The sequence below is a fragment of the Enterobacter sp. N18-03635 genome (assembly GCF_004006055.1).
Lineage (GTDB): Bacteria > Pseudomonadota > Gammaproteobacteria > Enterobacterales > Enterobacteriaceae > Enterobacter > Enterobacter vonholyi.
In genome coordinates, this window is record NZ_CP034769.1 from 1219431 (window position 1) to 1233609 (window position 14179).

At 55.7% G+C, this 14179-nt stretch carries 14 protein-coding genes; 7 read left to right on the top strand and 7 right to left on the bottom strand.

What is annotated here, in order from left to right:
* Position 1: 1 nt before the first annotated feature.
* Together ELK40_RS06465 and ELK40_RS06470 are read left to right on the top strand one after the other, a co-directional pair.
* Entirely contained in the window at positions 2-1066 is a 1065-nt protein-coding gene (locus tag ELK40_RS06465; protein WP_048026943.1) for a sugar ABC transporter substrate-binding protein, read from the top strand.
* Positions 1063-2304: an LVIVD repeat-containing protein gene (locus ELK40_RS06470; RefSeq protein ID WP_127729992.1), complete on the top strand. Its 1242-nt coding sequence runs from the start codon at positions 1063-1065 to the stop codon at positions 2302-2304. The genes ELK40_RS06465 and ELK40_RS06470 overlap by 4 nt, the downstream gene beginning before the upstream one ends.
* A 52-nt stretch (positions 2305-2356) precedes the next feature.
* Here the strand turns inward: ELK40_RS06470 and mtnK are convergent, their stop codons facing one another.
* Positions 2357-3556 carry an S-methyl-5-thioribose kinase gene (gene mtnK / locus ELK40_RS06475; protein ID WP_127729995.1) on the bottom strand — a complete coding sequence of 400 codons (1200 nt, stop codon included), beginning with the start codon at positions 3554-3556 and terminating at the stop codon, positions 2357-2359.
* Between the two features lie 104 nt (positions 3557-3660).
* Here mtnK and mtnA point away from each other — a divergent pair, with 104 nt between their 5' ends.
* Both mtnA and ELK40_RS06485 read left to right on the top strand, forming a co-directional pair.
* Positions 3661-4677: an S-methyl-5-thioribose-1-phosphate isomerase gene (gene mtnA, locus ELK40_RS06480; protein ID WP_127729998.1), complete on the top strand. Its 1017-nt coding sequence runs from the start codon at positions 3661-3663 to the stop codon at positions 4675-4677.
* A 42-nt stretch (positions 4678-4719) separates the two neighbouring features.
* Positions 4720-5190, top strand: a complete 471-nt coding sequence (locus tag ELK40_RS06485) for an SRPBCC family protein (protein WP_127730001.1) — start codon at positions 4720-4722, stop codon at positions 5188-5190.
* Positions 5191-5243: 53 nt separating this feature from the next.
* Here ELK40_RS06485 and ELK40_RS06490 read toward each other — a convergent pair whose 3' ends face one another.
* The 3 genes from ELK40_RS06490 to ELK40_RS06500 are packed head-to-tail and all read right to left on the bottom strand — an operon-like array spanning position 5244 to position 7083.
* On the bottom strand, positions 5244-5786 hold the full coding sequence (locus ELK40_RS06490; protein WP_023293046.1) for an acireductone dioxygenase: 543 nt from the start codon (positions 5784-5786) through the stop codon (positions 5244-5246).
* Positions 5783-6472: an acireductone synthase gene (mtnC, locus tag ELK40_RS06495; protein ID WP_127730004.1), complete on the bottom strand. Its 690-nt coding sequence runs from the start codon at positions 6470-6472 to the stop codon at positions 5783-5785. Before mtnC ends, ELK40_RS06490 begins: the two co-directional genes overlap by 4 nt.
* Entirely contained in the window at positions 6469-7083 is a 615-nt protein-coding gene (locus ELK40_RS06500) for a methylthioribulose 1-phosphate dehydratase (protein ID WP_115874478.1), read from the bottom strand. Before ELK40_RS06500 ends, mtnC begins: the two co-directional genes overlap by 4 nt.
* Positions 7084-7205: 122 nt before the next feature.
* Here ELK40_RS06500 and ELK40_RS06505 point away from each other — a divergent pair, with 122 nt between their 5' ends.
* Positions 7206-8366, top strand: coding sequence for a pyridoxal phosphate-dependent aminotransferase (locus tag ELK40_RS06505; protein WP_127730007.1), 1161 nt, complete (start codon positions 7206-7208; stop codon positions 8364-8366).
* Here ELK40_RS06505 and ELK40_RS06510 read toward each other — a convergent pair whose 3' ends face one another.
* The 3 genes from ELK40_RS06510 to ELK40_RS06520 all read right to left on the bottom strand — a co-directional run bounded on the left by ELK40_RS06510 (position 8367) and on the right by ELK40_RS06520 (position 11273).
* Positions 8367-8993 (bottom strand): ParB/RepB/Spo0J family partition protein, encoded by a 627-nt coding sequence (locus tag ELK40_RS06510; protein ID WP_127730010.1) that lies wholly within the window; start codon positions 8991-8993, stop codon positions 8367-8369. It abuts the gene before it with no gap.
* Positions 8978-10201 (bottom strand): phosphoadenosine phosphosulfate reductase, encoded by a 1224-nt coding sequence (locus ELK40_RS06515; protein WP_127730013.1) that lies wholly within the window; start codon positions 10199-10201, stop codon positions 8978-8980. Before ELK40_RS06515 ends, ELK40_RS06510 begins: the two co-directional genes overlap by 16 nt.
* Positions 10202-10373: 172 nt before the next feature.
* The gene (locus ELK40_RS06520) at positions 10374-11273 is read right to left on the bottom strand and encodes a LysR family transcriptional regulator (protein ID WP_127730016.1); all 900 of its coding nucleotides are present in this window, start codon (positions 11271-11273) and stop codon (positions 10374-10376) included.
* 622 nt (positions 11274-11895) lie between these two features.
* Here ELK40_RS06520 and ahpC point away from each other — a divergent pair.
* Together ahpC and ahpF are read left to right on the top strand one after the other, a co-directional pair.
* Positions 11896-12459 (top strand): alkyl hydroperoxide reductase subunit C, encoded by a 564-nt coding sequence (gene ahpC / locus ELK40_RS06525; protein ID WP_014882974.1) that lies wholly within the window; start codon positions 11896-11898, stop codon positions 12457-12459.
* A gap of 127 nt (positions 12460-12586) precedes the next feature.
* Positions 12587-14152, top strand: coding sequence for an alkyl hydroperoxide reductase subunit F (gene ahpF / locus ELK40_RS06530; protein WP_127730019.1), 1566 nt, complete (start codon positions 12587-12589; stop codon positions 14150-14152).
* Positions 14153-14179: the final 27 nt, after the last annotated feature.

Consider the following 14179-nt stretch of genomic DNA (forward strand, 5'->3'; position numbering starts at 1 on the left):
AATGAAAAAGATTGCACTCTCTTTGGTGGCATTAGGGTTATTCACCGCTCTGCCTGGCTTTGCGGCCACGCCTGCACCGCTTCCGGCGGCCATTGCCAACCATGACGGCCCGATCCGCATCGCGGTGATCCGTAACCTCGGCTCAGACGACAACACCACGCAGTTTATTGCCGGGGCCATTCAGGAAGGGAAGAAGCTCGGCTTTAAGGTCAGCACCTTTTTAAGCAACGGGGACGACGCCAAATTCCAGGACTTCGTGAACCAGGCCATCAGCCAGAAGTACGACGGGATTATCCTGTCTCAGGGCCGCGATCCGTACTCCACCGCGCTGGTGAAGAAGGCGGTGGACGCCGGGATTAAGGTCGCGGTATTTGATACCGCCGTCAACGGCGAGATCCCGGGCGTGACCGTTACCCAGCAGGATGATGCCTCCCTGACGAACCTCTCCTTCGGCCAGCTGGCGAAAGATTTCAACGGCAAGGCCAATATCGTCAAGCTGTGGGTGGCGGGCTTCCCGCCGATGGAGCGTCGTCAGGCGGCCTATAAAGAGCTGCAAAAACAGTATCCGGACATTAAAGAGCTGGAGTCTATCGGCGCAGTCTCTTCCGACGTGCAGGGCGACACCGCCAACAAGGTGGGCGCAATCCTCGCGAAATACCCGAAAGGTAAAATCGACGCCATCTGGGGAACCTGGGACGCCTTCAGCCAGGGCGCGTATAAGGCGCTGAAAGAGAACGGCCGTACCGAGATTAAACTCTACAGCATCGACATCTCCAACCAGGATCTGCAGCTGATGCGCGAGCCGGGCAGCCCGTGGAAGGTGAGCGTGGCGGTGGATCCGAAGCTGATTGGCGCGACCAACGTGCGTCTGGTAGCGAACAAGATTGCCGGGGAAGCAACGCCAGCGACCTACGATTTTAAGGCAGCCGCCATTCCTCAGGCGCTGCTGACCGCCCAGCCGGGCGCGGTGAACGTGGCGTCGCTGGGCAAAATCATTCCGGGCTGGGGCCAGACGGAAGATTTTATCGCGCCGTGGTTTGCGACGCTGGAAGCGAAAAATAAATGAGCGAGCTCCCTACGCCCGAATACAGCCGCAATATGCGGCTGATTGGCCATAGCGATCAGGGTGGTCGCCCGGACGGCGTGCAGCTGATGGTGCATCGCGGTTTCGCCTATATAGGCCATATGGTGTCGCAGGGCTTTTCGATTGTCGACGTGCGCGACCCGAAAAACCCGAAAGCGGCAGGCTACGTGCCCGCACCGCCGGGCACCTGGAACGTGCACCTCCAGGCGCATGACGATCTCCTGCTGGTCATTAACGCGCGGGATCTTTTTGCCGATGCGCGTTTTGCCGACGAGAAGGTCTACTACACCCGGCAGGTGGGCGAGACAGTCAGCGACGTGCAGGACAAAGGCTGGAGCGCGGGGCTTCGCGTTTTTGATATCTCCACGCCGAACAAGCCGCGCGAAATCGGTTTTCTGTCGCTGAGCGGTATCGGCATCCACCGCATCTGGTACGTCGGCGGACGCTGGGCGTACGTGTCGGCGCTGATCGACGGCTTTACCGACTACATCTTTTTGACGATCGACCTGGCCGACCCGCGTAAGCCTGAGGTGGCAGGGCGCTGGTGGCTGCCGGGGATGAATCAGGCAGAAGGGGAGAAGCCTAACTGGCCGGAAGGGAAACGCTACGCGCTCCACCATGCGATTATTGCAGGCGATACCGCGTATGGCAGCTGGCGCGACGGCGGCCTGACGCTGCTGGACGTGAAGGATCGTACCCAGCCTAAGCTCATCAGCCACCGTAACTGGAGCCCGCCGTTTGGCGGCGGCACGCACACCGCGCTGCCGCTGCCCGACCGCGATCTGCTGGTGGTGCTGGACGAAGCGGTGCTCGATAACCAGGAAGACGGCGAGAAGCTGATCTGGCTGTTTGATATTCGCGAGCCGTCGAATCCGGTCAGTATTTCTACCTTCCCGCAGCCGGATGAAACCGACTACGTGGCGAAAGGGGCGCATTTTGGGCCGCACAACCTGCACGAGAACCGGCCGGGGAGCTTCGTCAGCTCGACGCTGATTTTTGCGACGTATCAGAACGCGGGCGTGCGCGCGTATGACATCTCAAATCCGTATCGGCCCGTGGAAACCGGTGCGCTGGTGCCTGCGGCACCGGAGAAAATGATGGATACTCGACCGAATCGCCCGCAGGTGATCCAGTCGTGTGACGTGTTTGTGGATGCGCAGGGAATTATCTACAGCACGGACTATAACGGCGGGCTTTCGGTGATTGAGTATTTGGGGTAAGCGCAGTTTGATGCCCTCACCCCGGCCCTCTCCCGCAGGGAGAGGGAGAAAATCAACTGTACTGCCGCACCCGCGCCACCAGATCTTCCGCACTGTCGATGCGGTCAGCAATCACAATGAGCGCCTTGCCGAGCGTTATCGCGTGGCGCAGGCATTCGTGTCGCATGGCCTCGTCCTGAATGGTGTCGATATCCGCGACGTGGGAAAGCCCGACGCTGCGGCGAATGAGTTCGGTGCCGCAGAAGCCGATGGCGTCATGCCAGACCTTTTTCAGGAACGCAGAGGCGTAACCCGGCGCGCCGAGCGCGGCGTCGCGCGTTTTCTCGTGTGCCAGCGCCTGGAAGCGTTCCGCGAAGGTGTTCCACAGCTCCTGAATATCGGTCAGGCGCTGCTCGCGCGCGGCGGCGGCATCGCGAATGCCCAGGTGCCCCGGCAGGCCGCAGAAGTTCAGCAGCAGGTTGCCGATGGCGGTACCGACGTCAAAGCCCATCGGCCCGAAATAGCCGAACTCGGCGTCGATGGCCTTCAGGCTGCCGTCGGCCACAAAAATCGAGCCGCTGTGGATGTCTCCGTGCAGCAGGGCTTCAGCCTGAGAAAAGAAGCGGTGCTTGAGGGAGGCCACGGCAATTTTCAGCTGGGCGTCGTCGCGTAGCGCGGCGACGTCATTTTCCAGCTCGGCCGGGTAGCTGTTGCGTTCGTGGATCTGGTACGGATCGTTGAAGAACAGATCTTCGGTGATCTCACACATCTCCGGGTTGATGAATTTCGCCACCTGCGCTTTCTTCTCGTGCGGGTGCAAGTAGAAATCGCTGGTGTAGAACAGCGCGTGCGCGAGGTATTCACCCAGCTGACGCGCCGCCAGCGGGTAATAATTATTTTTGATCAGCTCGCCGCGCCAGATGCGATGGCTGGAGAGATCTTCCATCACCATCACCGCAAGCTCCGGATCGAAGTGGTGGATTTTCACGGTGTGCTGCGGGCTGTGCCGGTAGTGCTCGACCAGGGTTTGCGCCTCCAGACGGGCGCGGTCCAGCGTCAGCGGCCAGGACTCGCCGACGCAGCGCACGTAGGGCAGCGCCTGCTTTACGATGATGCGGCTCACGCCCGCGCTGTCGAAAATTTTAAAGACCAGATTGAGGTTGCCGTCGCCAATCTCCTGCGCCTCTACCAGCGATGAAGGATCGTCAAGTCCGCCAAACTGCCTGGCATACTCCACGGCGTCCTGAGCGGTAAAGGTACGGTATTGCGACATGGCCTGCTCCTCACGAGTTTTTAAATTAAGACATGTAGACGTCTATACATCTGGATTTCATCCTGACACAATGTGCTACAACAACGCAACAGGGAATTAACGACATGCAGACATTACAGACGACCAGCCTGCGGGTGGCGAATAATCAGCTCTTTATTCTCGACCAGCAGGCCCTCCCGCAGGAGAAACGCTGGCTGGATGCCTCGACCGTAGAGGCGCTGGTTGGGCATATCCACGCCCTGCGCGTGCGCGGCGCGCCGCTGATTGGTCTCTCTGCAAGCCTGCTGCTGGCGCTGCTGGCGGAAAACGGCAAAAGCCGCGACGAGCTGGCGGTTGCGCTGGAAACCCTGCGCGCGTCCCGCCCGACGGCGGTGAACCTGATGAACAATCTCGACCGCTTGAAGATTGCGCTGTGGCAGGAAGAGTATGTTTCGGCGCTGGTGTCGGAGGCGCTGCGCCTGATTGATGAAGATAAACGACTCTGTGATGCCATTGCGAAAGCGGGCAGCGCGCTGGTGAAGCCCGGCAGCCGCCTGCTGACCCACTGCAACACCGGCGGACTGGCAACGGCGGGGGTCGGTACGGCGCTTGGGGTCATTGCTCGCGCGCACCGGGAAGGCAACGTCAGCAACGTCTGGGTCGATGAAACCCGCCCGCTGCTGCAGGGGGGAAGATTAACCGCCTGGGAACTGGGCGAGCTGGGCGTGCCGTATCAGCTGATTACCGACTCCATGGCCGCCAGCCTGATGGCGAAAGGGCAGGTAGACGCCGTGTGGGTGGGCGCAGACCGCATTGCGGCTAACGGCGACGTGGCGAACAAAATCGGCACCTACTCCCTGGCGGTGCTGGCAAAATTCCACGGCATTCCGTTCTATGTGGCCGCGCCGCAAACGACCCTCGATCCGGACTGCCCGAATGGTGACGCGATCCCGATTGAGCAGCGCGCCGTCAGCGAGGTGACGGGCGTCGCCGGAAGCTTTGGCGCGGTGCAGTGGGCGCCGGAAAACGCGCAGGTCTACAACCCGGCGTTTGACGTTACGCCAGCCTCGCTGATTAGCGGCTGGGTGCTGGATACGGGCGTGGTCACGCCGGAAGAGGTTGCGGAAGGGAAATTTGCCTGAGTCCGGCTATCCTTTAAGGGGCTCCCTTAAGAGGACAACATCGTGACGCTCGATCCTGAAACTGACTTAAAACTGGAGCGCGTGGTGGATGCACCGCGCGACCTGCTTTGGCTCTGCTGGACTACGCCGGAACACATCAAAAACTTCTTCATTCCTGCTCCCCATAAGGTGACCGAATGCGATCTCGACCTGCGCGTGGGCGGGCGGTTCAACACCGTGTTTGAGGTGGACGGTCAGCGGATGGATAACCGGGGCGTCTTCCTGGAAATCGATCCCGGTAAAAAGCTGGTCTTTACCGACGGCTATACCGAAGGCTGGAAACCGGCCGAGAAGCCGTTTATGACGGCGATTTTGTTGCTGGAAGATGTCGGGGAGGGGAAAACCCGCTATACGGCGATTGCGCGTCATCCGACGAAGGAGATCCGCGAGCAGCATGAACAGATGGGCTTCCACGAAGGATGGGGGATTGTGCTGGATCAGCTGGTGGGATATGTGAAGGGATTGAAGGTGTAACGCGCGCGGATGCCCTCACCCTTACCCTCTCCCACAGGGAGAGGGAGAAAAGATCATGCCAGGCGTGGATACGCATCCGCGATGGCATCACCGGTAAACTGGGCCACCCAGCCTTCCGGGTTATCGAAAATACGAATGGCGGTAAAGTTCGGCTCTGAGCCCATATCAAACCAGTGCGGCGTGCCCGCGGGGACGGAGATCAGGTCGTTTTTCTCGCACAGCACCTGATACACCTCATCGCCAATGTGCAGGCAGAACAGCCCCGCGCCTTCCACGAAAAAGCGTACCTCGTCTTCGCCGTGGGTGTGTTCGTTCAGGAACTTCGCGCGCAGCGCATCTTTCTGCGGATTGTCGGCGCGCAGGCTGATCACGTCCCAGCTCTGGTAGCCTTTTTCCGCCACCAGTTTGTCGATCGCATGTTGATACGCCTCGATCACGGCTTCAGGGGCGGGATCGTGTCCTAAATCGCGATCCGCAGCCCAGCGTTCAAACCGAACGCCTTTCGCGTTGAGCTGTTGGGCAATCTCGGCGGCGTCGGTGCTGTGCCACTGGTGTTGACTGGCGTCTTTGTCGGAATAAATGGTCAATGCGCTCATGAAGGGATCTGCTCCGGGTTAATCTCGTCAAACTGGTGGACCTGATGGTGGTGGCTTGCGCCGTCATCATCACCGCGAATCAGCTGCAGGGTACGAAAACCTGCCTGTTCAGCCGCATCCAGCTCCTGATGAATATCGGACAGGAACAGGATCTGCGACGGGGCAATGCCCGTTTGCGCCGCGATGTTCTGATAAGACTGCACCTCGCGCTTGGCGCCGATGTGGGTGTCGAAATAGCCGCTGAACAGATGAGTAATATCACCTTCGTCGCTGTAGCCAAATAACAGTTTCTGCGCGGCGACGGAGCCAGAGGAATAAACATAGAGATCAATCCCTTGCGCTTTCCACTTTTCCAGCGCAGGCAGCACGTCCGGGTAGAGGTGTCCGGTAAAGTCGCCGTTAACGTAGCCGTCGTGCCAGATGATCCCCTGCAGGGCTTTGAGCGCGGTCGATTTGCGGTCTTCGTCCATAAAGGCAAACAGAGCGTCGATAAGTTCGCCGACGCTGGCGTGCGGGTTATCGATTTCATCACGCAGGTTGTCCAGAATGGATTTGACCGGCTCGGCGTACTGCTGCGCGGTCACGAAGGCCGCCAGCCGCTCACGCGCGTAGGGGAACAAAACGTCATGGACAAAACGAATATCGCTGGTGGTCCCTTCAATATCCGTCACAATCGCGCGAATCATATTCTCTCCAGTTGTCGTAAACGCATTTCGCATTCAAATAAGAATTCTAGCCCTTCCAGATGACGGCGGGCCTCGGCCACGTCGCGTCCCCAGCAGGTTAAGCCATGACCGCGCAGAAGAAAACCATAATTAAGCGGGCGTTCCTCTGCGTAATGGGCGATTCGGGAGGCGAGGGCGTCGATATCCTGGTCGTTATCAAAGATCGGGATAGCCACCGTGTCCATATGCGTGGTCTGCCCGGTGAGGGATTTTTGCATCTCAAAGCCGCTGATGTTGAGCTCGGCTTCTTTGACCAGACGGGACAGCACCGTGGCGTTAACCGTGTGAACGTGAAGGACGGCGTTGGCTTCAGGAAACAGACGATAGATAAGGGTGTGCAGCCCGGTCTCCGCCGACGGTTTACGACCGGACGGGGCGCGATTGGTGGCAATCTCGACCTGCAGGAAGTCATCGGTGGTGAGGCTGCCTTTGTCCTTTCCGGATTCGCTGAGCCAGCACAGATGTTCGTCCTGACGCACCGACATATTGCCGCCTGTGGCGGGGGCCCAGCCTTTGGCACCAATCCAGCGGCAGGCGTCGACCAGATGCGTGAGTTGCAGATTATCTCTCATTTCCTTTTACCCTCTCGGCCAGGAATATCCATATGGTTTAGACGTCTAAGCGTCTTGATTGCCAAAGACTAACATCGTGTTATAGTGGCAGCAACATAAGTATTACAGACAGGCACGACACAATGAGCAATAACGCATTGATTCCGCAGAGTAAACTTCCCAATCTCGGTACCACCATCTTTACGCAGATGAGCGCTCTGGCGCAAAAGCACAACGCCATTAACCTTTCTCAGGGGTTCCCGGATTTCGATGGCCCGACGTATCTGCAGGAGCGTCTCGCTTACCACGTGGCGCAGGGGGCAAATCAGTATGCACCGATGACGGGCGTGCAGGCGCTGCGGGAAGCCATTGCGGATAAAACGGCGGAGCTGTATGGCTATAAGCCCGATGCGAACAGCGACATTACGGTGACGGCAGGGGCGACCGAAGCGCTGTATGCCGCCATCACCGCGCTGGTGCGTACGGACGATGAAGTCATCTGCTTTGATCCGAGCTACGACAGCTATGCGCCTGCGGTTGAACTCTCCGGCGGCGTGGTGAAACGCGTGGCGCTCCAGCCGCCGCATTTCCGCCCTGACTGGCAGGCGTTTGCTGCGCTGCTGAGCGACAAAACCCGCCTGGTGATCCTGAATACCCCGCACAATCCGTCGGCGACGGTGTGGCAGAAAGCCGATTTCGCCGCGCTGTGGCAGGCAATTGCGGAACGCGAAATTTACGTGCTGAGCGATGAGGTCTATGAGCACATTTGCTTTGCTGAAGAGGGACACGCCAGCGTGCTGGCCTATCCGCAGCTTCGCGGGCGTGCTATCGCCGTCTCGTCATTCGGCAAGACTTACCATATGACCGGCTGGAAAGTGGGCTACTGCGTCGCACCGGCGGCCATCAGCGCTGAGCTGCGCAAGGTGCACCAGTACCTGACCTTTGCCGTGAACACGCCGGCCCAGCTGGCGCTGGCGGATATGCTGCGCGCTGAGCCCGGACATTACCGCGAGCTGCCGCACTTCTATCGTGAACGTCGGGATCTGTTTGTGACGGCATTAAGCAAAAGCCGTCTGGAAATTTTGCCCTCAGAAGGGACCTATTTCCTGCTCGCGGACTACAGCGCGATATCGGAGCTGGACGACGTGAGTTTCTGCCAGTGGCTGACGAAAGAGGTCGGCGTGGCCGCCATTCCTCTGTCGGTGTTCTGCGCCGATCCCTTCCCGCACAAGCTGATCCGCCTGTGCTTTGCGAAGCAGGAATCGACGCTGCTGGCGGCGGCAGAGCGCCTGAACACGCTCTGATTATTTCACCGTCCAGGCTTCTGAGTAACGGCGGTCTGCAAACAGCTCCAGCAGGCCGTTGATTTGCTTGAGGCGCAAGACTTCATCGCTGTCCATTCCCAGCTCCTTGCCTATTCTCTCATCATTCCAGCCAAGCAGCGCCAGCTCGCGAACGATTTCCGACATGGCGTTAATCTGGTGTCGACCCCGCGCCCGATTGTGGCGAATCGTGGCGGCCATACGGTTATGTTTATCCTGCCGATCCCGACGCAGGCAGGTGACGGGGAGATAACCCTTAAGCTGACGCTTCAACGCCGGCCGATTTTTACCGATTTCATGGCGATGAAAACCATCCACGATTTCGTAGTGTTGCGGTTCACTTTCTGTCACAACGATAGGTTGGGTGAATCCATCGAGTTCCAGCGACTTACTGAGCAGCCGTTTTTCTGGGGGGGCAACGTTATTGGGATTGTAATCGTTAGCGGTAATAGCGTCCTGTCTTATCCAGAGGACGCAGTCTATCGGTTGCTCGCGAAACGGACTGTGTTTATGGATTGCCTCACGAAAAGCATTTATGGCGTTAATGCGGTCCTCTTCTGAAAGTGACTGAAGGTACGTTTCCATCTCGGTGATTAGTCTTTGTCGCATAATATGCCCCACTCCTTGCGTTTAGCCTTCACTCTGTCGCTGTAGCGCTGATAATGTTTGGGTTTGTTCGGGCTGAACGATAGCGCCCTGCACCAGTAGTCGTTATTCAGGAGAACTTTGCAAATACGGCGCCATGAGGGAATGTCTTTGGCTCCGATATCACCGTCCTGAGTATCGGGAATATCCTCCATGCCTCTCTTCTGATACCAGTGCAGATAAATGGCGATTTTATTGCGGTAATGCTCAGCCGTATTTTGCGGCATGCTTTCGAGGAGCAACATGGCATATTCGCGCCAGCAGAGGTGTTCGGGTTTCAAAATTTTTCGGTGACCATAAAAATGATTATCGTGTCCGGCGTACATTCCTCCGCTGCGCGCGCCGCTCACGCGCTCGCACATGGCCGCCCAGCGATCGGGCTCAACAACGTGGTAGAGCCATAGTCCCTGGCGCTGTTCCGGGCCAAAGGGTTCACAAATACGCATGTAGCGTAGCGGCACGCCAGCCTGAAACATCAGGTCATAAAGTGGGTTATAGCAACAACCTGATTTGGCGAACCAGGTCCATATATCGGCGGTTTTCCAGTCGTAGAGAGGATAGATATACCAGGCATGTCCTCCTGGTGCGACGGTAGTCCAGGGCTTATCGTCGGCAAACCGCTGCTTACGCGCCGATGCGATAGCCAGGAAACGGTTGTAAGACTCATCGGCGCGGATGCCAATCAGTACCGCCGCCGGGCGATTGAGAGAGAACCAGTCGCAGAAACTGCGGACAAAGGTTTCAAACGTCATGCCAGGCTGGTAGAAAGGAAAATAAGCGGGATCGGTTATCGCATCGTCAGGAGGCTGGCGGACCCATTGGGTACCGGGTTCCCAGCATTGCCATTCCGGCTGGAATTGCGACAGTGAATTTTGCGTTGTCAGGGGAAGCGCGACCCACCAGAAATGGTCAATGACATCGCTGTACAATTCACGCATATGTTGCACATGGTTAATGGTATGGGAAAACTGAGCCTCCCAGTCAATAAAGAGCACATCTATTTTGACTTTCATCTGTCGCGCCTGTTGGGCAACCAGATGCAGCATGACGGTGGAGTCTTTTCCACCTGAAAAAGAAACACAGGTTCTGGGAAAATTTTCGAGAGTCCATTTTATTCGCTCCCGTGCAGCAGTAAGAACATCCTGGTTTAAAGGGTATTTATAAATTGACATGCTTATTCTCATCCTGAGGAATAAATACCAGACTGTAGCGTCAAAACTAAAGATAGGATTATATCAGTCAATAATTAATTGGATATATGACGGTTATGTCGCGTAGTTCTATAACGGTGGTGTATGTTTTAACAGTATGTTTCCCATTTGGTGCGAAAGCCCCATCAATATCTCACGGTAATGATATTTCTTCAATAAAACTGGCGAATGCCGAGCTATTGAGCGCAGAACGATTATACATCATGTAAATATCAATGCTGGGGAAATGAATGTCTGTTTCCACTTTGCGCAGGTTGAGGGCAGGCCCATATTGTTCGAAGGCCGACGTGGGTACTAAACCTATGAGATCGGATGAACCGATCATCGACAGAAGGGATATAAAAGAGTCGCTACGATAGACGATATTTCTTTCGAATAACAGGTTATCGGCCTTGTCCTGATAGCCTTTGAAGCTGTTCTCACCGTTCAGGCAGGCGGTGAAGTTTTCATTCAGAATTTCTTCACGCGTAGGATTTTCACCGAGACGGGGATGACCCTCCCGACAAACGAGAACGAAAGGAAGTTTATGGTAGAGGCTACAGGCGACAGAATGACTGTTAGAAGAGGAATACGAGAATATCAAGTCCGCTCTTCTGTAGGCTAGGAGATCTTCCGCTGAATCAGGAGAAAGAAAAATATCATGTAATTCAATTGAATAGTTATGGTTGTTCATGAGCAGTTTTATAGGGTCAAGGGTTGCTTTCGTACTCATAAAATGCGGGCAATAAATGACAAAATTCTTCTTCAACCCGCTGCTGTGCATGATATTGATAGTCTGCTCTAGCTGGTTCAGGTTCTGTTCCAGATGATGATGCAAATTGACGCCGACGGTCGTGGGCGTGATCCCTTTTCCGGAACGGATAAACAGAGGATCGTTAAGTTGTCCTCTCAGGCGTTGCAGTGACTGGCTCACGGCAGAGGGCGTGATATACAGCGTCTCGGCGGCTTTACTGATACTAAGGTGTTGGTAAATACACTCGAAAATGACTAACAGATTAAGATCGAATTTTTTAAGGTCATAGAGGTTTGCCATGTTTCGTCCTGAGATGCTGCGTTTGCTGTGGTTATCATATAACTGATAACAATAGTTCGAAGCTAACCATTAACAATCCGTTCGGTTAACTTTCTTAGTTTTAAATTAAAATCATCTTAATATATCACGGTGCCAGATTATTGATATAGCGCTTCGAAGACGATTAGGATAATTTTATCCTCGAGGTGGGAGTGAGCGTATTAAATGACAATTGTCACTTATATATTGTGATTGTTTTATAATAAAAATAAATTTATAACGCTCCGCAATGATGTTCGACATAGCCTATCACAGCCATAGGCAGGAATGCCTCTCTTATGGATTGCTCAATCCCAGCGCGGGTGGTGTAATCAAACGGCTGTTACCGCCTTGATATAAAGGGTTGTAGAGCGCAACGCAACGCCAGTTTCGGCTGGCACTGAATGTACCTGCGGGGAATTCAGGTATCAGGGCCGCCCGTTAAGGCGGCCTTTTTACTTTTAGGCTTTCCTGTAAAAGGTTCACCTTGTTGTCTTGTCGACGTTGTAAGGTTTGGCTGATTGATTTGATAAAGCATACGCATTAGCCCCGATGAATAAAGTTGGTTACCTTACATCTCAACGAAAACACGGAGGAAGTACAGATGTCTTTGATTAATACCAAAATTAAACCTTTCAAAAACCAGGCGTTCAAAAACGGTGAGTTCATCGAAGTTACCGAGAAAGATACCGAAGGCCGCTGGAGCGTCTTCTTCTTCTATCCGGCTGACTTTACCTTCGTTTGCCCGACTGAACTGGGCGACGTGGCAGACCATTACGAAGAACTGCAGAAGCTGGGCGTAGACGTTTACTCTGTCTCTACCGATACCCACTTCACCCACAAAGCATGGCACAGCAGCTCTGAAACCATCGCCAAAATCAAATACGCGATGATCGGCGACCCGACTGGCGCCCTGACCCGTAACTTCGACAACATGCGTGAAGATGAAGGCCTGGCTGACCGCGCCACCTTCGTTGTTGACCCGCAGGGCATTATCCAGGCTATCGAAGTTACCGCTGAAGGTATCGGCCGTGATGCTTCTGACCTGCTGCGTAAAGTGAAAGCCGCTCAGTACGTGGCTTCTCACCCAGGCGAAGTGTGCCCGGCGAAATGGAAAGAAGGCGAAGCAACGCTGGCTCCATCCTTAGATCTGGTTGGTAAAATCTAAGTTTTGCCCATTCGGTAATCAATGGGCGCACCCGCGCCCATTTCATTCCAGCACCATGATGCAAGTTGCATTCAGGCCGCCCGTATAAGGCAGCTTGCATGATGACGTCTTAAGAGAGGGAAGAACAATGCTCGACACAAACATGAAAACCCAGCTCAAGGCCTACCTTGAGAAACTGACCAAACCCGTTGAGCTGATTGCTACGCTTGACGACAGCGCCAAATCGGCAGAGATCAAGGAACTGCTGGCGGAGATCGCCGAGCTGTCGCCGAAAGTGACCTTCAAAGAAGACAACGCGCTGCCGGTCCGTAAGCCCTCTTTCCTGATTACCAACCCAGGGTCCGATCGGGGACCACGCTTTGCTGGTTCTCCGCTGGGTCACGAGTTTACCTCACTGGTGCTGGCGCTGTTGTGGACCGGTGGTCATCCGTCAAAAGAAGCGCAGGCGCTTCTGGAGCAAATCCGCGATATCGACGGTGATTTCGAGTTTGAAACCTACTACTCGCTCTCCTGCCACAACTGCCCGGACGTGGTGCAGGCGCTGAACCTGATGTCGGTCCTGAACCCGCGCATCAAGCACACGGCGATTGATGGCGGTACCTTCCAGAATGAAATCACCGATCGCAACGTGATGGGCGTTCCGGCGGTCTACATGAACGGCAAAGAGTTCGGCCAGGGCCGCATGACGCTGACTGAAATCGTTGCCAAAGTGGATACCGGTGCTGAAAAACGTGCGGCGGAAGAGCTGAACAAACGCGATGCCTACGACGTGCTGATCGTCGGTTCTGGCCCTGCCGGCGCGGCAGCAGCGGTTTACTCCGCGCGTAAAGGTATTCGTACCGGCCTGATGGGCGAACGCTTTGGCGGCCAGGTGCTCGATACCGTGGACATCGAAAACTACATCTCCGTGCCGAAGACCGAAGGCCAGAAGCTGGCGGGGGCGCTGAAGGCGCACGTCAGCGACTATAACGTGGACGTGATCGACAGCCAGAGCGCCAGCAAGCTGGTTCCGGCAGCGGTCGAGGGTGGTTTACACCAGATTGAAACCGCCTCTGGCGCGGTGCTGAAAGCCCGCAGCATTATCATTGCCACCGGTGCGAAATGGCGCAACATGAACGTCCCGGGTGAAGATCAGTATCGCACCAAAGGCGTGACCTACTGTCCGCACTGCGACGGTCCACTCTTCAAAGGTAAACGCGTGGCGGTGATTGGCGGCGGTAACTCCGGCGTGGAAGCGGCCATTGACCTGGCGGGGATTGTTGAACACGTAACCCTTCTGGAGTTCGCTCCGGAGATGAAAGCCGACCAGGTTCTTCAGGATAAAGTTCGCAGCCTGAAAAACGTCGACATCGTACTGAACGCGCAGACGACGGAAGTGAAGGGCGACGGCAGCAAAGTGACCGGTCTGGAATATCGCGACCGCGTGAGCGGCGACGTGCACAGCGTTCAGCTGTCAGGGATCTTTGTGCAGATTGGTCTGCTGCCAAACACCACCTGGCTGGAAGGCGCGATTGAGCGCAACCGCATGGGTGAAATCATCATTAATGCGAAGTGTGAAACCAGCGTGAAAGGCGTGTTTGCGGCGGGCGACTGCACCACCGTGCCGTACAAACAGATCATTATCGCCACGGGCGAAGGGGCGAAGGCGTCTCTGAGTTCATTTGACTATCTTATTCGCACCAAAACCGCATAAGAAAAGAAAGTAAGGCTACACCTGCAA